This is a genomic window from Salinisphaera japonica YTM-1 (assembly GCF_003788585.1).
GTDB classification, from domain to species: domain Bacteria; phylum Pseudomonadota; class Gammaproteobacteria; order Nevskiales; family Salinisphaeraceae; genus Salinisphaera; species Salinisphaera japonica.
Genome location: NZ_AYKG01000046.1, coordinates 1 through 17,173 on the forward strand (window position 1 = coordinate 1; position 17,173 = coordinate 17,173).

Genomic DNA, 17,173 nt, shown 5'->3' on the forward strand with positions numbered 1-17,173 from the left:
CGGCGCCAACGCGGCGCTCGTACGAAACAGCAACAGGCCCTAACGAGTCGGCTACCATATGCGGCCGTTTTCGTGACCGGCCCGGCCCGTGCAGATTCTGATCTATAACATCGCCGCGCTGATTGGCGCGACGTCACAGGGCCTGACCGGCTTCGGGAGCGGCACGCTCACCGCCAGTTTTCTGGTCCTGTTCTATCCGTTTCGGGATGTGATTCCCGTGGTGGCTGTCGTGGGGCTGGCTGCCAATATCGTGATGACCGGCCTGGCCGGGCGCGAGTTCGACTGGCGGCGCGGCCCGATCGCCGCGGCCGGCATGTCGATCGGCATGATCGCGGGCGCCCAGCTGCTTACGGTACTGCCGGTGGATCTGCTCCAGCGAGGCCTGGGCTTCGTGATCCTGTGCTATGTCGCCCTCAATCTGTTCAATACGCCCACGCCGGTCGTCGATCCGAAGCTCACCGTGGCCGACGGCGCGGGGCTGGGCGTCTGTTCGCTCTTTGCCGGGACCATCGCCGGCGCCGTGGGGGTCTCTCCCGTGCCGCTGTTGATCTATGTCAGCCTGCGTTACCCCAAGAAACGCGCGCGGGCCGTGCTCACCATGGCGTTTCTGGTGGCATCCACCGTGCAGGTGATCACCTATGCGCATCTGGGCCTGCTCGGGGGCGCGGCCGGCTGGCTGGCCGCGGCCTGTCTGCCGGCCGTCGTGCTTGGCGCCTATGCCGGGCACCGGCTGCACTACAAGATCGACCAGAAAAGCTTTGCCCGCATACTGGCGTTGATTCTGGTTGCCCCGGCGATCCGGCTATTGTTCTTTACATGACGCACGATGCCTTGCCCGAGCTGCCTGCCCCGCTGGCCATCGACTACGACACGGTTCATGTGGTCGAGCCCGCGCATCAGGCCGCGCTCGTCGACGAGCTGCAACACCGCGGCACCCGTATCGTGGCCATCGAGGGTGATCTCGTCATGGCGGCCGGCCGGGCCGGCGTTGCGGCATGGGCGGCCAACAGCTGGCTGGCGCCGGCCGAATACGGCCTGGCCTCGATCAACGAAGCCGCGCGAACGCTCAAGGCCATCCAGCGCAACTGGCACGGGCATCACCTGGCGCATTTCCGGCGTGCCGAGCTTATCGCCGCCAAACTACCCACGATCCGTTTTCGCCCGCTGGCCTTCCCGGCCCCACCACCGACCGCGCCGCTGGGCGCCTGGTCGCTCGTGGCCCGCGACCGGATGATCGTATCGCCGGTCTGCAGCCGCCCGTTCGCCGACGGGCAGCCGTTGTTCGTCGAGGATCGTCACGGCCCGCCCAATCGCGCCTATCTCAAGCTCTGGGAGGCGCTGATCCTGGCCCGTCGCTGGCCCGGCGTCGGCCAGCGCTGTCTTGATCTGGGCGCCTCGCCCGGCGGGTGGACCTGGGTACTGGCCGAGCTGGGGGCCGACGTGCTGGCCGTCGATCGCGCCGCCCTCGCCCCGGCCATCGCCGGGCGTGCCAATGTTGTCACACAGGCCGGCGACGCGTTTGCCATCGATATCGAGTCGACCGGGCCGGTGGAGTGGGTGTGTTCGGATCTCATCGCTTATCCCGAGCGGTTGCTGGCACTGGCGCACTATTGGTGCCGCGCGGCCCCGCTGGCCAACGTGATTCTCACCGTCAAGTGCCAGGGTACGGTCGATGCCGGCCTGATCGCGGCTTTTTACGAGATTCCCGGTGCCCGGCTGGCGCATCTGTCGGCCAACAAGCATGAGTTGACGTTCTTTCGTCTGGCCGACGGCGGCCCGGCCGAGGCCGCTCGATGGCCGGCCGAGGCGTAACCGCCGACATTATTGCTGCGGCATACATTCCTGTATCGTTGGCCTTCGGCCAAAACCCGTGTGTGGCGCTCGTCGTCGACAAACGACCACGCACGCCCGCGGCCCGGGCGCGCGAGACCATCGAAGGATTTCATGCACAAACTTGTCCTGACTCTGACTCTGTTCACTGCGCTGTTTGCCCAGACAGGCTGCGCGGCCTCGGATTCCGAAACCCAACCGCTGCCCGTACCCGATGCCGGCGCCGGCCCGGCCAAGGGCTATACCCCGCTGACACCGGCCGATAACGAGGACAAGATCGATAAAGAGATCGTGCGTGAGCTCCAGCACGATCACTACAACAAGATCGGCCTGAACGACGCGTTCTCGAGTGAGTTCCTGCAGGCCTATCTCGATGATCTGGACGGCACGCACAGCGTGTTCCTGGCCCAGGACGTTGAGCGCCTGCGCGACAAATACGGTGATTCGCTCGACGATCAGCTCAAGAACGGCAATCTCACCGCGGCCTTCGATGTGTTCAACACGTATCAGAAGCGTCGTATCCAGATCGACCAGTGGGCGCTGGATCGTATCGGCAAAGGGCTGGACACACTGGATCTGAGCGACGACGACCGTTTCACGGTTGATCGCGAGAAAGCGCCGTGGCCCGACGGCGCCAAGGCGCGCGAAAAACTCTGGACCCAGCAGCTGGAAAATCAGGTCATCGATCTGCGGCTCTCCGACGTCGAGCCCGAGGAGATCGAGAAACGCCTCACCCAGCGTTACACCAACGAGCTCAAGCAGTTGCGCCAGGCCGAGGCGGTTGATGCGTTCTCGGTCTATATGGATGCCTATACCCATAGCTACGACCCGCACACCGATTATTTCTCGCCGCGCCGGGCCGAGGATTTCTCGATCGACATGAATCTGTCGCTACAGGGCATCGGCGCCGAGCTGCGCTCGAAGAACGGCTATGCCGAACTCGTGCGCCTGATCCCCGGCGGCCCGGCGGCCAAATCCGGCAAACTGAAGCCCACCGATCGCATCATCGCCGTCGGCCAGGGCGAGTCGGGCGAGTTCACCGACGTGATCGGCATGCGCCTGGACGAGACCGTACAGCTCATTCGTGGCAAGAAAGGCTCGACCGTGCGGCTGCAGGTCCAGCCCCAGGACACCGGGCCCACGACCACCGTGGTGCTGCAACGCGACAAGATCGAGCTCAAGGATCAGGCCGCCAGCTCCAAGGTCATCAACATCAAGCAGAACGGCCACGCGCATGACATCGGCGTGATCAGCCTGCCGTCGTTCTATAACGGCACGGCCGATGACGTCGAGAAACAGCTGGTCAAGCTCAAGAAACAAGACGTTGAAGGCGTCGTGCTGGATCTGCGCAACAACGGCGGCGGCGCTCTGGGCGAGGCCATGCAGCTGATCGGGCTGTTCATGGACTCGGCCCCCGGCGTTCAGATTCGCGATGCCGAAGGCAATATTCAGGTGCTGGGTGATCGCAACGACGGGGCCGTGTACACCGGCCCGTTGGCGGTCATGACCAACCGCCTGTCGGCGTCAGCCTCGGAAATCGTGGCCGGCGCGCTTCAGGATTATGGCCGGGCCCTCATTCTGGGCAGCGACACGTTTGGCAAGGGCACGGTACAGACCCTGCTACCGCTGTCCGAAGGCCAGCTCAAGCTCACCGAGGCCAAGTTCTATCGGGTGTCGGGCAAATCCACTCAGGATCGCGGCGTCGAGCCGGATATCACCTACCCCTCGGCGGTTGACCCGGACAAGATCGGCGAATCCGCCCTGCCCAACGCGCTGCCCTACGACACGATCCCGCCGACGGCCTATCCCCAGTCGGATGCCATTGACAACGTATTGGCCGGGCTACGCCAGGATCATCAGGCCCGTATCGCCGACGACGCCGATTTCCAGTATCTGGTCAAACGTATCCAGCTGGCGCGTCAGCAGTCCGACAAACAGACCGTCTCGCTCAACATCAAGACACGGCGCGCCGAGCAGAAAGCCTTGCGACAGCGCCTGCTGGCCCTGGCCAACACGCATCGCAAGGCCACCGGCAAAGAGCCCTATGAGGACTATGACGCGTTTGAAAAAGCCCAGGAGGCTGATGACGCCGCGGCTGACACCGGCGATGCCCTGCCCAACCAAACGCCGGGCATGAGCGATGACGACGACACGGATGCCTATCAGACCGAGAGCGCACACCTGCTGCTCGATATGATCGAAGCACTCGTCGAGCGTCAGAACGACAAGCAAGCCGCTTGATCTGACGCTCGGGCCGCTGGTCTGATCGTCGAGGGCGACACGATTACCGTGTCGCCCTTTTTTTATGCGGCAATGGCCACGGCGCGCCGTACCTGCCCGGCTTGAGCCACCCGGCGCGGCGGCTTCAACGCATCATGATCGTCAACGTCACGCCGTAGAGCAGTTGCAGGAACAACACGGCCAACGAAATCGGCCAGCCAATAATCAGACCGAACAGGCTGGCCCCGAGTGCCGGCAATACAATGAACATGCACAGCCACCAAAGCAGCATGCCCAAACACAGCCCGCCGACAAGGCGGCCCGGCATGGACAGGCTGGCCGAGAGCAGACGAAACAGACCCGGCAGAAGCACGATACCGATAACCAGATGCAGGACCGCACCCAGCGGCCATGCCTGCCAGACCCAGGCCGCCAGCCAGTCGATGGGCGTGAAACCCGGCGCCAGCCCCGAGACGCTGATCGCTGCGCCGGCCGCGGTGGCGACCGCGGTCGCTACGACACCGGCGGTCCAGTGATCGGCCCGTGTTGGGCGCGACGCGCCAGATGCCGGGCGTGTCATGTCAGTGTCGACACATGCGGTGGATGAGCCCGGCCTGATCCGGGAATTCGGCGGCCAGCGCCTCGGCACGGCCAAGCTCGAAATCGGCGAAGTCAAAGCCCGGGGCTACCGTGTTGCCGACCAGGGCAAAACCCGTGTCACCGATCACCTCGGCGCCGAACCAGTGCCCGCGGGGCACGAGAAGCTGACAAGTCTCGTCGCCGGCCAGATCGTGGCCCAATCGATAAGCGCGATAGTTCCCGTCGGGTGCGAAGACATGCACACGCAGCGCCGCTCCGCGATAGAAATGCCAGACCTCATCCGAGCGCAGCCGATGCAGATGTGAAATCTCGTCGTGGGCCAGCAGGAAATAGATCGCCGTCGCGTGCGCCCGCGGGCCGTCGTAGCGCGCGGGCAGTGCGTCCGCGGCGATCATTTCATCGGCCACATGGCTCTGGCGATAGTGCCCGCCCTCGGGATGCGGGCGCAACGAGAGTGCAGCGATGGTTTCGGCGGCAGTGGGTTGGGCCATTGCGCGAGTGATCGACGATACAGGCAGCTTAAAGCATATCAGGCCCGCGGGCGCGCCGACCCGGCCCAAAGCCAACGGCGGCCGATCCGCAGACCGGCCCCGGTGTTTCAAGCCCACAGGCCTCAGCGAGCGCCGAGGCCCGGGCGTGCTGACGCCTACCAGCGCATATACGGCAGGAATTTGCCGTTCATGACGATCTTCACGCGATCGCCCTTCGGGTTTTCCTCGCGTTCGACGTCCACGGTGAAATCGATCGCCGACATGATGCCGTCGCCGAATTCCTCCTGGACACAGTCCTTGATCCCGGGGCCGAACACCGAAAGGATTTCGTAGAAGCGATAGAGCATCGGATCATTCGGGATACTGCGCGCCAGCCACTCGCCCTTGGTGGGGCATTCCATCAGCGCATCAGCCACATCATCGCCGAGATCCAGCACGGCGGTGAGCTTCTGTGCGATCTCTTGTGTGGCTGAAGCCTCGCCCAGGCAGCAAGTGGCCGTCCAGACCGGGGCCATGCCGATCTCCTGGGCGATCTGATCCCAGCGCAGGCTCTTGGATTTCTTGGCTGACAGGATGGCTTGCTTCATGGCTTGTTTGTCCATCATCTACTCCATCTCGTAATGAAAAAAGAACGCTATGACGTTGCAATCGATCGGCCGTTGCAGCCCGGGCGAGTGACGTTAGACACATCGCCATCTCGGCCGGACTGCTTCAAGCCGGGCGCATCAGCTAAATTTCGTTGATCGCCGGGCCAGGCGTTGATGAGGGCCGTGGTCAAAGCTATAACGCTTGCCTGACTACCCGGTGCCGACCATGCAGTCGAATCGGAACCGGGCCGTCGCTGATACCTCGGTTCCGCTGTCCCCGGCGATCGTGTGCTGGAGGTAGGCGATGCAGGGTTTATGCCAGTGACAAAACCGTTGCGGGCTCTCAAGTTACGGGCCACCGGCAACGATAGGCCGCTACTTGATCGCATTGTGCTGGTGCGCTGCACCAAAAAAACGCCCCGGTTTAGTGCTTTGCCAGCGCCAGTCTTATCGGGCCGCGTGCCGTGGCGATATCCACCGCGCGGCCGTTCTGTCGGATCTCTATCTGGCCCTCACCGGCCAAACGGCCGGCCTGCCCACGTACCCGCGGCATGAGGCCACGCCAGTCATCAGCCAGGCCGCGGGCGATATCCGACGGGCAGCAGGTCTTGTCGGGTCCGCGTGCCCGACATATTTCGACAATACGCGCACGGATCGCGGCGTCGGTGACGGCCAAGAGGTCAGACCGTGGTCGGGCTGGCCTGTTCGGCCGCAATACGCTGTAAACCGTCGGCCAGCGCATCGGGCGGCTGGGCACCGCTGATCAGATAGGTATCGGCTACGATGAACGATGGCACGGCCGAGATACCCATCTGCTGAAAACGCGCGACCTCTTCCTGTACGTCTTCACGGTAGCGATCACTGGCCAGAATATCGGCGATCATCTCACCGGACAGGCCCAGTTCGGTGCCGATTCGGCCCAGCAGGTTTGGATCCGTCGGGTTCTCCGCGCGGCCGAAATAAGCCTCGAACAGCGCCCGGTTGAAGGCATCGTCCACGCCCTCTTCGCGAGCATAGTGCAGTACCCGATGGGTATCCAGCGTGTTCCAGGAACGCCGCGCCAGCGCCCCATCAAAGTTCAGACCACAGGCCTCGGCCGCCGTCACGATCTGTTGTTGCGAGGCCGCGACCTCCTCCGGCGACTTACCGTACTTCTGCCCCAGATGGGCCGTCATGTCACGCCCGCCGGCCTCAATATCCGGGTTTAGCAGAAACGGGTGCCAATGCAGCTCGATTTCGATCTCGGGCAGGTTGGCCACGGCTTGTTCCAGATGGGCCAGACCGATCGCGCACCAAGGACAGACGATGTCGGATACCAGATCGATACGCAGTGTGGTGCTCATGGGCACAGACGGTGTTGGGGTGTCATACCCTAGCCTGCCATACCCGACAAGCAGGCCATCCGAACGTCAGCGTGATGCCGGCCAGTATGTCGACCGGCAAGCCGTCGCTTCGGAGCTGCGAAACGTTTAGAACAGCTTGGCGATACCGCCGCCAAAGAAGATATTGCTCGTTGCGTCATTCAAACCGGTGCCGACGAACGTATCGAGCTGGATCGAAGGCACGGGAAAGAACGTGAACCCGCCGTCGATGGCATGCGTATCACGTCCGCCGTGTTCCGGCAGAATCGTGTAGTACTCGGCGTAGCCGTTGACCTTGTCGGAAAACGAATAGCCCGTAGCGATTGCGATCGCGGTTTCCAGATCGTAATTACCGGTGGTCTCATCGAGCCGCTGGGCCAGATTGACGTTGCTATAAAGACTGACCCGGTCCGACAGACTTTTACCAAAGACGAAATGCACTTCCGGCTCGGCCTTGTTCTTGGACACGGCATCGTTGCCGACCGGCAGCGATACGGTCGGCAGTACGCTAAACGCCGGTGTCCATTTGGTTTCGTCGTGCAGCCGGAACTTGAAGCCTACGGTGGCATCCGCCGCCCCGTCCTTTCCCGGCGAATTCAGGTTATAGCCATTGAAGCCCAGCCGCAGTTCCACGTTTTCCGTCAGGCCGCTACGCAACAAGAAACTCGAGGGAATGGTGGTGGTCGAACCGCCGCCCTGGTTATCGTCAAAACGCACACCGCCTTCGGCGATGAAATAGCCCTTGGGCACGAGATTGACGTTATCGAAGAAACCGGGCCGGTCGGCCGGTACGGTGCTGTCGTAAGCCGCCTTCTCGATCCCGAGAAAATTGGTCTCGGCCAACGCGGTCGAGCCGGTAACCGAGCCAACCCCCAGACCGGCGACGAGCACAAGGCGAAAACTGCTGTGGCTGATCTGCATGATTGCCCCCAAAAGACATCGTTTGAAACCCGACGACAGGCGCCGAGCGACCTCCCCCGTGCGGCGTCAATAATACGCGAAATACCCGGTAGCGCGGGGCTGAAGGGACTTATCGACGGGCGGTATCGTCGTTGTTAGATGATTTTGCGGCCTGTGCGGCGCGCCCGTGTTTTTCCACCGACGCCGACGGCGTGCGAAACGTCAGGGCGGTATCCAGGGCCGATTCACAGAAAGCCAAGACCTGGTTGAACTCGGCCTCGGGGAGCTGACGCACCGCCTCATTACCGCGATAGATATTCATCCATTTGCGGTCACGCTCGATCATTGTGGGCAGATGGCCGATGCCCCAGTCTTCGGCCAGCGCCCAGAGCCGCGGATTGAAGCCGCGCACCAGGCTGATCAGAAACGGTAGCGGGTCGTTGCGCGCCAGCAATGAGGTCAGGCGCAGAATCATCTCGAACGACACCGTGGCACTGCCCTGTTCCATGGCCTGGAGCAGCGTCTTGTCCTCCATGTCGAGTGCCGCGGCCAGGCCGTCCAGTGACAGCCCGGCGGTCACGCGCGCGTCGTGGATAGCCTGGCCGGCCCGGTCCATCCAGGCGCGCTGCTCGGGTGAAAGCAGGCGCCGCTGGCCGGCATCCAGAATCAACGTGGAGCCAATACGAAGCGTCAGACCACCCACGCGCCCGGCCAGCGAACCGACCGCGCTGCGCAAGAGATTAAAGGTAAAACTGGTGACCTGATCGAACAGTCGCGACCGGCCACTCTCGTCGTCTCGTGCCATGGTCTCGCTCCGGCGTGCTCGGTATAAGCGCTCGCCTGAGCATAACGCGATCGAGCGGCCGTGCGGGGGCGACGCGCCGGCCTGTCGTCAATGCCGCGGCGCCTCGACCTATTTGTTATCTCGGTCAGCCGGGAAGAACCGGCCGGCCTTCAAATCGGCCTCGATGGCCTCCAGCGAACGGCCCTTGGTTTCCGGGATATAGCGCACGATGAAGACCACCGCCACGGCACTGATCACCGCATACAGCCAGAACGCGCCGGCCGTGCCCAGCGCATTGATGAGCGTCAATGTGGTCAGCGTGACCAGCAGATCAAACCCCCAGTGCGAGAATGCGCCCACGCTGGCGCCCTTGCCGCGCACGAACAGCGGATATATTTCGGCGTTGATCAACCACAGCACCACGCCGAAGCTGCAGTTCAGCGCCATATACAGGCCCATGCAGCCGATGAGCACGTACTGGGCCGTCGTGGATTCGGGCATGCCGCCAGTGAATAGAATGGCCATGACCGCCATGGCAAGAGCCGAGCCCGGCACCATCCAGAGCAGAAACCGTCGCCGGCCGATGCGATCGACCACCAGGATGCCGAAGATCGTGGAAATATTGACCAGCGCAATACCGCCGATCGACGCCAGGATCGAGGCGTTTTCGCCAAAACCGGCCTGCGACAGGATCGTCGGCGCGTAATAAAGCAGCGCATTGTTGCCGGTGATCTGGGAGAACATGGCGATACCGGCGCCGGCGACCAGCGCGGGGCGAATCCAGGGTGAGAACAGATCGCCCCAGCTGCCTTCCGGCCGCGCTGACACGGTCTTGATCTCGTCGATCTCATTCTGCGCGGCGTCCGCGGTGGCGCGTACGCGCTTGAGTACCGCCAGTGCGGCCGCCTCGCGGCCCTTGTTGACCAGCCAGCGCGGGGATTCCGGCAAGAGCAGCATGCCGAGCATGAGAATCACCGCAGGCACGGTGCCCAGCCCGAACATCCAGCGCCAGGCATCACCCAGGGCAAACCCCGTGAGATAAGCCACCAGAATGCCGAACACCACCATGAACTGGAACATGACCACCAGGCGGCCACGCGATGCCGGCGGCGTGACCTCGGCGATATACACCGGAATGATCTGTGTGGCACTGCCCGCAGAAAGACCGAGTACGAAACGCGACAGAATCAGGAACTCGACCGACGGAGCCGCGGCTGACATCAACGAGCCCACGGTAAAGATCAGACCCACGATGAGAATCGAAGCGCGCCGCCCGATACGATCCGAAATCGCGCCGGTACCAAATACGCCGAAGATCGCACCGAAGATGATCGCCCCGGTGACGACCTGTTTGAGTGTATCGGTGAGCGCGAAATCCTGCGACAGCCCGAGTAAGGCCACGCCGATGATGCCCGTGTCGTAACCGAACAACAGCCCGCCAAGTGCAGCGACCACCGAAACCGTGAGAATAAGGCTGCGCCCGGCCAGTTTGCCGGTTGGGGCAGAAGACGTCGTTTGTGTCATCACACGCTCGCGAAACGTAGGGCATCGATTGGCTGAATCGATTCATTATTACGTCAGGACAGCGCGCGGCCAACCTATGCTTTTGTATGAGACATACGATCGACGCAGGTGATCTGCTGGTCGCTCACGCGATCGCGGCCTCGAGATCGGCCACGAAACGAGAAAAACCCGGGCCATGGGTGTCTTGGGTGCGCAGCAGATACGACGGATGAATCGTCGGCCAGATCATGCGTGATTGCCATTCGATCGGCCGCCCTCGCTCTCGCGTTACGGCAACCCGGCGCTGTAACAGGGCCTGGGCCGCGGTGGCTCCCAGCGTCACGATCCGCTCGGGGTTGACCAGGGCAAGTTCGTTGTCCAGCCAGGGCCGGCACGCCGCGACTTCGTGATAATCCGGCTTGGCGTGCAGGCGTTTCTTGCCGGCCGGCGTGAACTTGAAGTGCTTGACCGCATTGGTCAGATACACCTGGCCGCGCTCGATGCCGGCTGCCGCCAGCGCGCGATCCAGCAACTGCCCGGCCGGGCCCACGAAGGGCCGACCGGCGAGATCCTCTTGATCCCCCGGCTGTTCTCCCACGATCATCAAGCGCGCATTGGCCGGGCCCTCACCGAACACGGTCTGGGTCGCCGGTCCGCACAGGCCACAGGCCCGACACAGCTCGGCCTGGCCGGCCAGTCGCTCCAGCGAGAATGCCGGGCGCGATGCGAGCCCGGCCTGGCTCGTGGCTTCGGGTGTAGCCGGGCGCGGGCCACAGTGCAGCGTGTCGCCGTCTTTGATGTTGGCTTCCATCGTGGCCACGCGCTGATCGGCACCGGCGACCAACTTGGGAATCAGCTGCGCCTCCGGCATGTTCTTCCAATATTTGACCGGCATCTCCGAACGCATGGCGTTCCACTTCACCCGTGCCGGATTGAAGATACTTGCGTAGTAGATCTGCCAAGCGGTTTCCAGATCATCGCCGTCGGGCGCCTCGTGCTTGGAAGCCCCCGGGCCGAACCATGGCTTGGTAGTCGAATCGGCATGCCCCTGCCCGTTCCAGTGGACACAGCCCTCGGGCGTGAGGATCGACCAGCGCATGTTAGCGAACCGGCGCACGAAGAAACCGGCCGCATAGTCGACAATATGATGCGTGGGCTCGAACCAGGCGATATACCGCGGTGCCTCATGCCCGGGCTCGGCCACGGCCCGAAACCGCACGAACGCCTTCATCTTGTGTACATCGCGCCGTACGTTCTTGGCATAGCGGGTAATGCGGGCCACATCGGCATCACCGGCCAGCGATAGCAGGTGCCGCTCGCCGTGGGTGATGCGCCACAAAAGCCGATACAGCAACGCCCAGCGATCGTCGGCCGAATGACAGGCCGCGGCTTTCGCCCAGTCGATGAAACGCTTGGGCACGGTCGTAGCGTTGGCCGGCGCCGGCGTATCGCCGCCCGAAACATGATCGGGATCCGGCTGCCACCAGATCGCCTCGGGCGCGACACCCGCGGCCAGGTGGCGCCGTGCGGCGCGCTGCCAGCCGGCAAAATCCGGCTTGAAACGCACCACGGCCTGATCGGCTGCGGTATCGCCGTCACCGAACAACGAAGGCTGGTGCGCGCTCATACGATAACGGGCCGTCTCTCAAGCCAACACCATCGATCTAGCCGGATCGTCGAGGACATTACGGCGCGCATTAGAAATCAAACGTCTGCTGTGCGCTGGCCGCCGGCGCAAACCGCTGGCGCAGCAGCGCGCTCGGCGCCTCGCCAAGCCCGGGATGGTGTCCGGCACAGCGGGTGAACGGCATGGCTTTCTTCACGCCGGCTTTCATGGCCACCAGATCCTCGAGCCGAATCTTCTGCCAGCGCCGGATATTAAGAATGCGATTGACCGATTTCACGCCCAGCCCGGGCACCCGCAGCAGCCGCTCGCGATCGTCGCGGTTCAGGTCGACCGGAAAATAGGGGCGATTACGCAGCGCCCAGGCCAGCTTGGGGTCGATATCCAGATCGAGCATGCCGGCGGCGGCGCTGTCGTCGGTGCCGGCCGTGATCTCGCGCGGCCCGTAGCCATAGAAGCGCATGAGCCAATCGGACTGGTACAGTCGATGCTCGCGCATGAGCGAGGTGCGTCGGGCCGGCAGGCGGGCCGAGGCATCCGGAATCGGCGAGAACGCCGAGAAATACACCCGCTTCAAACGATACGACGAATACAGATCGGCCGTGGTATCCAGGATATCGGCGTCGGTCGAGGGTTCGGCGCCGATGATCATCTGCGTGGATTGCCCGGCCGGGGCAAAGCGGCCCATATCGCGCGACCGGGGCCGTTGGCTGGTCACCCGCCCGGCCGCACGGCGTGCTTCGGCGTGCTCGTCCGACTTGGCCCGGATACGCGCCATCGAGAGTTTGATGGTGCGGTGGTCTTTTTCCGGGGCCAGCTCGGACAGCGCCACCCGCGTGGGCAGCTCGACGTTGATCGACAATCGGTCGGCGTAGCGCCCGGCATCCGCCAACAGCTCGCCGTCGGCATCGGGAATGGTCTTCAAGTGGATATAGCCCCGAAAATCATGATCCTCTCGCAAAGAGCGGGCGACCTCCACGAGCTGGGCCATGGTGTAGTCGGGCGTCTGGATCACGCCGGAGGATAGAAACAGGCCCTCGATATAGTTGCGCTTGTAGAAATCCAGCGTGAGATCGACAACCTCCTTGGTCGTGAACCGCGCCCGAGCCACGTTCGACGAGTTGCGGTTGATGCAGTAGCTGCATTCGTAGATACAGAAGTTCGTGAGCAGAATCTTCAGTAACGAGATACAACGCCCGTCGGGGGCATAGGCATGACAGATGCCCGAGCCTTCGGACGAGCCCACGCCCTTGCCGCCCAGCGAATGGCGCGATGCCGTGCCGCTCGAGGAACACGAGGCATCGTACTTGGCGGCGTCCGCCAGAATAGCCAGCTTGTCGATCGTCTTCATGCTGTGTATTTATACAGGAACAAGCGGATCGGATGCAGCGTTATCCCGGGTTCGATTTGCCGTAGCCACGGCCCGCGCACGACAATGACAAACCGCCCACGGCATGGATGTGCGTGCCCAAACCGACTCAGACGCCACACAACCCCGGGTTGTCGCTCGACCGCGTGTTCGCTGTCGTCTTCGATACCCTGAGCCAGGCCTGGGCCGATTTCGTCTCACGCCTGCCGTTGATCGGTATTGCCCTGCTGGTGCTGGCCGCCAGCTGGCTGGTCGCCTCGGCCAGTCTCTGGCTGGCCCGGCGCTTCGCGGGCAAGCGGGCACGGCCATCGTTCTTGCGCCTGATCGAGCGCTTGATCAAGACGGCGGCTTGGGCATTCGGTCTTTTACTGGCCGCAATCATCGTCTTTCCCGGCGTGTCTCCGTCCAAGGCGCTGGGCGGGCTGGGCCTGCTCTCGGTGGCGGTGGGGTTTGCCTTTCGCGATACGTTCGAGAACTTCTTCGCCGGCATGCTGATGCTCTGGAAATACCCGTTCGAGTCCGGGGATTTCATCGAGTGCGGGCCATTGATGGGGCGTGTGGAACAGGTCCATATCCGGATGACCACCCTGCGCCAGCCCACCGGCGAGTTGTTGCTCGTGCCCAACGCCCATCTGTTCAAGAACCCGGTGTTCGTGCTGACCGACCAGCCCGAGCGGCGCAGCTCGATCCTCACCGGCGTGGCCTACTCGGTGGATCTGGGCGCCGCACTCGAGGTGATCAAGAACAGCGTGGCCGATTGTGAAACGGTGATGCCGTCGCGCGCCGTCCAGGTCTTCGCCCAGGCCTTTGGCGATTCGGGCATCACCATCGAGGTGGCCTGGTGGGCCGGGGCCACACCGCTGGATGTACGGCGCTCGCGCAGCGAGGTGATCGTGGCCGTCAAGGCCGGCCTGGACGCGGCCGGTATGGAGATCCCGTTCCCGTATCGCACGCTGACCTTTGCCGAGCCGTTATCGATCGATACGGGCCCGGGCAATGGCTGATCTACGCGCGACCGACACCCTTGTCATCGCCGAGCACGAGATGAGCTGGCAGGCCATCCGTGCCCAGGGCGCGGGCGGGCAGAAAGTCAACAAGACCGAGTCCGCCATTCATCTACGCTTTGATATTCGTGCCTCGGCCCTGCCCGACGCGGTCAAGGCGCGCCTGCTGGCAAAAGCCGATCAACGCATCACCGACGACGGCGTGGTGGTCATCAAGGCCCAGAGCCAGCGCTCTCGCGAGGCCAATCTGGCGGACGCGCGGGGGCGTCTGGCCACCCTGGTGGCCGCGGCTGCCAAACCGACGAAGAAACGCCGGCCGACGCGCCCCAGCCGTAATGCACAGCGCAAGCGTACCGACCGGAAGAAAAAACGCGGCCGCGTTAAAGCCCTGCGTGGGCGCCGTGGCCGCGATGATGACTAGGGCCTGTTGCCGTTTCATACGAGTCCGCGCCAAGCGCTGTTTTACGGCAAGACGAGGCGTAGCCCGCGCCGCGCAGTCGCTCTGCGCCAGTGGGCTAGAACGCTGTATTGCCGTAAAACAGTGCTTGTCCCGAAGGGTTGGGCCCAAAATTCGGCCATGCGGCGTTGCTCACCTTGATCGTGGCACGCCACGACCGGCGGCTCGCGCCTTGCCTAGCCGAATTTTGGGCGCCAACGCGGCGCTCGTACGAAACGGCAACAGCCCCTAGGCGCTGGCCATCTCTGCCTCGTGCGCCGGCGCCGTGCCGAAATAGCGCTTGTACTCGCGCGAGAACTGCGAAGCACTCTGATAGCCCACGGCCTGAGCCACGTGGCCGACCGAGCCGGCGTGGGCCACAAGCAGCTCGCGCGCGCGCAATAGGCGCATGCGTTTTTGATACTGCACGGGCGAGAGCTGCGTCACGCGCTTGAAGTGGGCATGAAAGCTCGACACGCTCATGTGCGCGATCGCGGCCAGATCGGCCACGGATAACGGCGCGGCATAATCGGCCCGCAACCGCGTGATGGCCCGGCCGATGCGCGCATACGCGCCCTGCTCGGACATGAGCTGGCGAAGCAGATGGCCTTGTGGGCCACGAAGCGCTTCGAATATCACCTCGCGCCGGCGCGAGGCCGCCAGCACGCGGGCCGCCGCCGGATCGGTCAGACAATCCAGCAGCCGTGCCAGCGCATGCTCGATGGCCGGCGTGACCGATACCGCGGCCATCGGCAGCCCCTGGGTTGCAGCCGTCTTTTCGGGCAATGACATGCCCGCCACCAGCTCGGCCAGCATGTCGGCATCGATACGCACCGCCGCGCCCAGCAGCGGCTCGGCCGTATCAACGTGTGTTTCACACTCGAACGGCACCGGCATGGCCTGCACCAGGTACTGGCCCGGGCCGTACTCGATCACGCGATCATCGAGATAGCCGGTCTTGTGTCCCTGGGCGATGAACACCAGCCCTGGCTCATAGCACACCGGCTCGCGCGGGCGATGACAGTCGGCATAAATCAGGCGCAGGCCATCCACGGGCGTATCGTTGAAGCCGGTACGACCACAGTGGGCCTGAATCAGACCGGCCAGCTGCCCGCGGCGTGCCGCTCGCTCATCCAGAGAATCGGGCATGAAATAAAGCGTACAAGGTAACGTTTGCGCATCATTATGGAGGATTCGACAAAAGCCGTCGACGATTCGTCATGGCATGGCACGGCGTTGGCCCCATCTAACTGTCCAGAAACAGGCCGGCCAAAATTATCGGCCGGCGGTGATTATTTGCCTGACGCCAAGGAGTTGTCATGCCCACGCAAACCCATTCTTATGCCGCCCACGCCGCCGACAAGCCGCTCGAACACTGGCAGTTCGAGCGTCGTGATCCGCGCCCCGATGATGTCTCGATCGAGATTCTCTACTGCGGCGTCTGTCATTCGGATCTGCACTTCGCCAAGAACGATTGGGGCTTCACCGAATTCCCGATCGTGCCGGGCCACGAAATCGTGGGCCGCGTGACCGCGGTAGGCGCCGAGGTCAAGAACTATGCCGAGGGCGACCTGGTCGGCGTTGGCTGCATGGTCGACTCCTGCCGCGAGTGCGAAGCCTGTAACGACGGGCTGGAGCAGTATTGCCTGAACGGCTTCACCATGACCTACGGCAGCGAAGACCGCCACGACGCCACGATGACCCAGGGCGGCTACTCCAACTTCGTGGTCGTGTCCGAGCGCTTCGTGGTCAAGATGCCCGACGGTATCGACCTGAAATCCGCAGCCCCCTTGCTGTGTGCCGGTATCACCACCTACAGCCCGCTCAAGCACTACGGCGTGAAGGCCGGGCACAAGGTCGGCGTGATCGGCATGGGCGGTCTGGGCCACATGGGGGTGAAACTCGCCCAGGCCATGGGCGCCGAGGTCACGCTGTTCACGCGTAGCCAGTCCAAGGTGGAAGAAGCCAAATCCAACGGCGCCGATCATGTCGTGGTCTCCACCGATGAAGACCAGATGGCCGCCGTGGCCGAAACCTTCGACTTCATGCTGGATACGGTCCCGGTCGCCCACGACCTGAACCCGTACCTGAACTGCCTGCGCTACGACGGCACGCATATCCTCGTCGGCGTGATGGACCCCATCGAGCCGCCGGTGACCGGCATGAACCTGATCTTCAAGCGTCGCGTGGTCGGCGGCTCGTTGATCGGCGGCATGCCGGAGACCCAGGAAGTGCTGGATTTCTGTGCCAAGAACGACATCACATGCGATGTCGAGATGATCAACATCGACACCATCAACGACGCCTTCGACCGCATGAAGGCCGGTGACGTGCGTTATCGCTTCGTCATCGATATGGAATCGTTGAAGCAAAAGGCTGCCTAGGGCCTGTTGCCGTTTCATGCGAGCGCCGCGTTGGTGCCCAAAATCTGGCCAGGCAAGGCGCGAGCCGCGGGTCGTGGCGC

The 17,173-nt window shown here is 63.4% G+C and carries 17 protein-coding genes; 6 read left to right on the forward strand and 11 right to left on the reverse strand.

The window, feature by feature from the left end:
- The first annotated feature begins 88 nt into the window (after nucleotides 1-88).
- From SAJA_RS12710 to SAJA_RS12720, 3 genes are all read left to right on the forward strand, one after another.
- Complete coding sequence (locus SAJA_RS12710) at nucleotides 89-820, forward strand: sulfite exporter TauE/SafE family protein (protein ID WP_123659050.1); 732 nt, start codon at nucleotides 89-91, stop codon at nucleotides 818-820.
- Complete coding sequence (locus tag SAJA_RS12715) at nucleotides 817-1,812, forward strand: SAM-dependent methyltransferase (protein ID WP_123659051.1); 996 nt, start codon at nucleotides 817-819, stop codon at nucleotides 1,810-1,812. The genes SAJA_RS12710 and SAJA_RS12715 overlap by 4 nt, the downstream gene beginning before the upstream one ends.
- Before the next feature lie 132 nt (nucleotides 1,813-1,944).
- Nucleotides 1,945-4,071, forward strand: a complete 2,127-nt coding sequence (locus SAJA_RS12720; RefSeq protein ID WP_123659052.1) for a carboxy terminal-processing peptidase — start codon at nucleotides 1,945-1,947, stop codon at nucleotides 4,069-4,071.
- 124 nt (nucleotides 4,072-4,195) lie between these two features.
- Here SAJA_RS12720 and SAJA_RS12725 read toward each other — a convergent pair whose 3' ends face one another.
- The 10 genes from SAJA_RS12725 to SAJA_RS12770 all read right to left on the reverse strand — a co-directional run bounded on the left by SAJA_RS12725 (nucleotide 4,196) and on the right by SAJA_RS12770 (nucleotide 13,251).
- Nucleotides 4,196-4,630 (reverse strand): DUF6789 family protein, encoded by a 435-nt coding sequence (locus SAJA_RS12725; protein ID WP_123659053.1) that lies wholly within the window; start codon nucleotides 4,628-4,630, stop codon nucleotides 4,196-4,198.
- Between the two features lies 1 nt (nucleotide 4,631).
- Nucleotides 4,632-5,141 (reverse strand): cupin domain-containing protein, encoded by a 510-nt coding sequence (locus tag SAJA_RS12730; RefSeq protein ID WP_123659054.1) that lies wholly within the window; start codon nucleotides 5,139-5,141, stop codon nucleotides 4,632-4,634.
- 155 nt (nucleotides 5,142-5,296) lie between these two features.
- Complete coding sequence (cynS, locus tag SAJA_RS12735; RefSeq protein ID WP_123659055.1) at nucleotides 5,297-5,743, reverse strand: cyanase; 447 nt, start codon at nucleotides 5,741-5,743, stop codon at nucleotides 5,297-5,299.
- Nucleotides 5,744-6,152: 409 nt separating this feature from the next.
- A complete protein-coding gene (locus tag SAJA_RS12740) occupies nucleotides 6,153-6,404 on the reverse strand; it encodes a DUF3253 domain-containing protein (protein WP_245963321.1) in 252 nt (83 codons plus the stop codon).
- 4 nt (nucleotides 6,405-6,408) lie between these two features.
- On the reverse strand, nucleotides 6,409-7,071 hold the full coding sequence (locus tag SAJA_RS12745; protein ID WP_123659056.1) for a DsbA family oxidoreductase: 663 nt from the start codon (nucleotides 7,069-7,071) through the stop codon (nucleotides 6,409-6,411).
- Nucleotides 7,072-7,197: 126 nt separating this feature from the next.
- Nucleotides 7,198-8,010, reverse strand: a complete 813-nt coding sequence (locus tag SAJA_RS12750; protein WP_123659057.1) for a transporter — start codon at nucleotides 8,008-8,010, stop codon at nucleotides 7,198-7,200.
- Nucleotides 8,011-8,119: 109 nt separating this feature from the next.
- Nucleotides 8,120-8,794 (reverse strand): helix-turn-helix domain-containing protein, encoded by a 675-nt coding sequence (locus SAJA_RS12755; protein ID WP_123659058.1) that lies wholly within the window; start codon nucleotides 8,792-8,794, stop codon nucleotides 8,120-8,122.
- A 108-nt stretch (nucleotides 8,795-8,902) separates the two neighbouring features.
- Entirely contained in the window at nucleotides 8,903-10,297 is a 1,395-nt protein-coding gene (locus SAJA_RS12760) for a sugar porter family MFS transporter (protein ID WP_123659059.1), read from the reverse strand.
- Nucleotides 10,298-10,421: 124 nt separating this feature from the next.
- A complete protein-coding gene (locus SAJA_RS12765) occupies nucleotides 10,422-11,903 on the reverse strand; it encodes a UdgX family uracil-DNA binding protein (RefSeq protein ID WP_123659060.1) in 1,482 nt (493 codons plus the stop codon).
- Between the two features lie 70 nt (nucleotides 11,904-11,973).
- Complete coding sequence (locus SAJA_RS12770; protein WP_123659061.1) at nucleotides 11,974-13,251, reverse strand: putative DNA modification/repair radical SAM protein; 1,278 nt, start codon at nucleotides 13,249-13,251, stop codon at nucleotides 11,974-11,976.
- Nucleotides 13,252-13,364: 113 nt separating this feature from the next.
- On the opposite strand from SAJA_RS12770, the gene SAJA_RS12775 reads away from it, so the two are divergent.
- Together SAJA_RS12775 and arfB are read left to right on the forward strand one after the other, a co-directional pair.
- The gene (locus SAJA_RS12775; protein ID WP_245963322.1) at nucleotides 13,365-14,273 is read left to right on the forward strand and encodes a mechanosensitive ion channel family protein; all 909 of its coding nucleotides are present in this window, start codon (nucleotides 13,365-13,367) and stop codon (nucleotides 14,271-14,273) included.
- On the forward strand, nucleotides 14,266-14,694 hold the full coding sequence (gene arfB, locus SAJA_RS12780) for an alternative ribosome rescue aminoacyl-tRNA hydrolase ArfB (RefSeq protein WP_123659063.1): 429 nt from the start codon (nucleotides 14,266-14,268) through the stop codon (nucleotides 14,692-14,694). Before SAJA_RS12775 ends, arfB begins: the two co-directional genes overlap by 8 nt.
- Before the next feature lie 264 nt (nucleotides 14,695-14,958).
- Here arfB and SAJA_RS12785 read toward each other — a convergent pair whose 3' ends face one another.
- On the reverse strand, nucleotides 14,959-15,858 hold the full coding sequence (locus SAJA_RS12785; protein WP_123659064.1) for an AraC family transcriptional regulator: 900 nt from the start codon (nucleotides 15,856-15,858) through the stop codon (nucleotides 14,959-14,961).
- Nucleotides 15,859-16,028: 170 nt separating this feature from the next.
- On the opposite strand from SAJA_RS12785, the gene SAJA_RS12790 reads away from it, so the two are divergent.
- The gene (locus SAJA_RS12790) at nucleotides 16,029-17,093 is read left to right on the forward strand and encodes an NAD(P)-dependent alcohol dehydrogenase (RefSeq protein WP_123659065.1); all 1,065 of its coding nucleotides are present in this window, start codon (nucleotides 16,029-16,031) and stop codon (nucleotides 17,091-17,093) included.
- Nucleotides 17,094-17,173 lie beyond the last annotated feature (80 nt).

What these genes read in the sequence shown, in the direction of transcription:
- SAJA_RS12715 (WP_123659051.1), top strand. Translation starts at nt 817, where the DNA reads ATGACGCACGATGCCTTGCCCGAGCTGCCTGCCCCGCTGGCCATCGAC.
- SAJA_RS12720 (WP_123659052.1), top strand. Translation starts at nt 1,945, where the DNA reads ATGCACAAACTTGTCCTGACTCTGACTCTGTTCACTGCGCTGTTTGCC.
- SAJA_RS12725 (WP_123659053.1), bottom strand. Translation starts at nt 4,630, where the DNA reads ATGACACGCCCGGCATCTGGCGCGTCGCGCCCAACACGGGCCGATCAC.
- SAJA_RS12730 (WP_123659054.1), bottom strand. Translation starts at nt 5,141, where the DNA reads ATGGCCCAACCCACTGCCGCCGAAACCATCGCTGCACTCTCGTTGCGC.
- cynS (WP_123659055.1), bottom strand. Translation starts at nt 5,743, where the DNA reads ATGGACAAACAAGCCATGAAGCAAGCCATCCTGTCAGCCAAGAAATCC.
- SAJA_RS12745 (WP_123659056.1), bottom strand. Translation starts at nt 7,071, where the DNA reads ATGAGCACCACACTGCGTATCGATCTGGTATCCGACATCGTCTGTCCT.
- SAJA_RS12750 (WP_123659057.1), bottom strand. Translation starts at nt 8,010, where the DNA reads ATGCAGATCAGCCACAGCAGTTTTCGCCTTGTGCTCGTCGCCGGTCTG.
- SAJA_RS12755 (WP_123659058.1), bottom strand. Translation starts at nt 8,794, where the DNA reads ATGGCACGAGACGACGAGAGTGGCCGGTCGCGACTGTTCGATCAGGTC.
- SAJA_RS12760 (WP_123659059.1), bottom strand. Translation starts at nt 10,297, where the DNA reads ATGACACAAACGACGTCTTCTGCCCCAACCGGCAAACTGGCCGGGCGC.
- SAJA_RS12765 (WP_123659060.1), bottom strand. Translation starts at nt 11,903, where the DNA reads ATGAGCGCGCACCAGCCTTCGTTGTTCGGTGACGGCGATACCGCAGCC.
- SAJA_RS12770 (WP_123659061.1), bottom strand. Translation starts at nt 13,251, where the DNA reads ATGAAGACGATCGACAAGCTGGCTATTCTGGCGGACGCCGCCAAGTAC.
- arfB (WP_123659063.1), top strand. Translation starts at nt 14,266, where the DNA reads ATGGCTGATCTACGCGCGACCGACACCCTTGTCATCGCCGAGCACGAG.
- SAJA_RS12785 (WP_123659064.1), bottom strand. Translation starts at nt 15,858, where the DNA reads ATGCCCGATTCTCTGGATGAGCGAGCGGCACGCCGCGGGCAGCTGGCC.
- SAJA_RS12790 (WP_123659065.1), top strand. Translation starts at nt 16,029, where the DNA reads ATGCCCACGCAAACCCATTCTTATGCCGCCCACGCCGCCGACAAGCCG.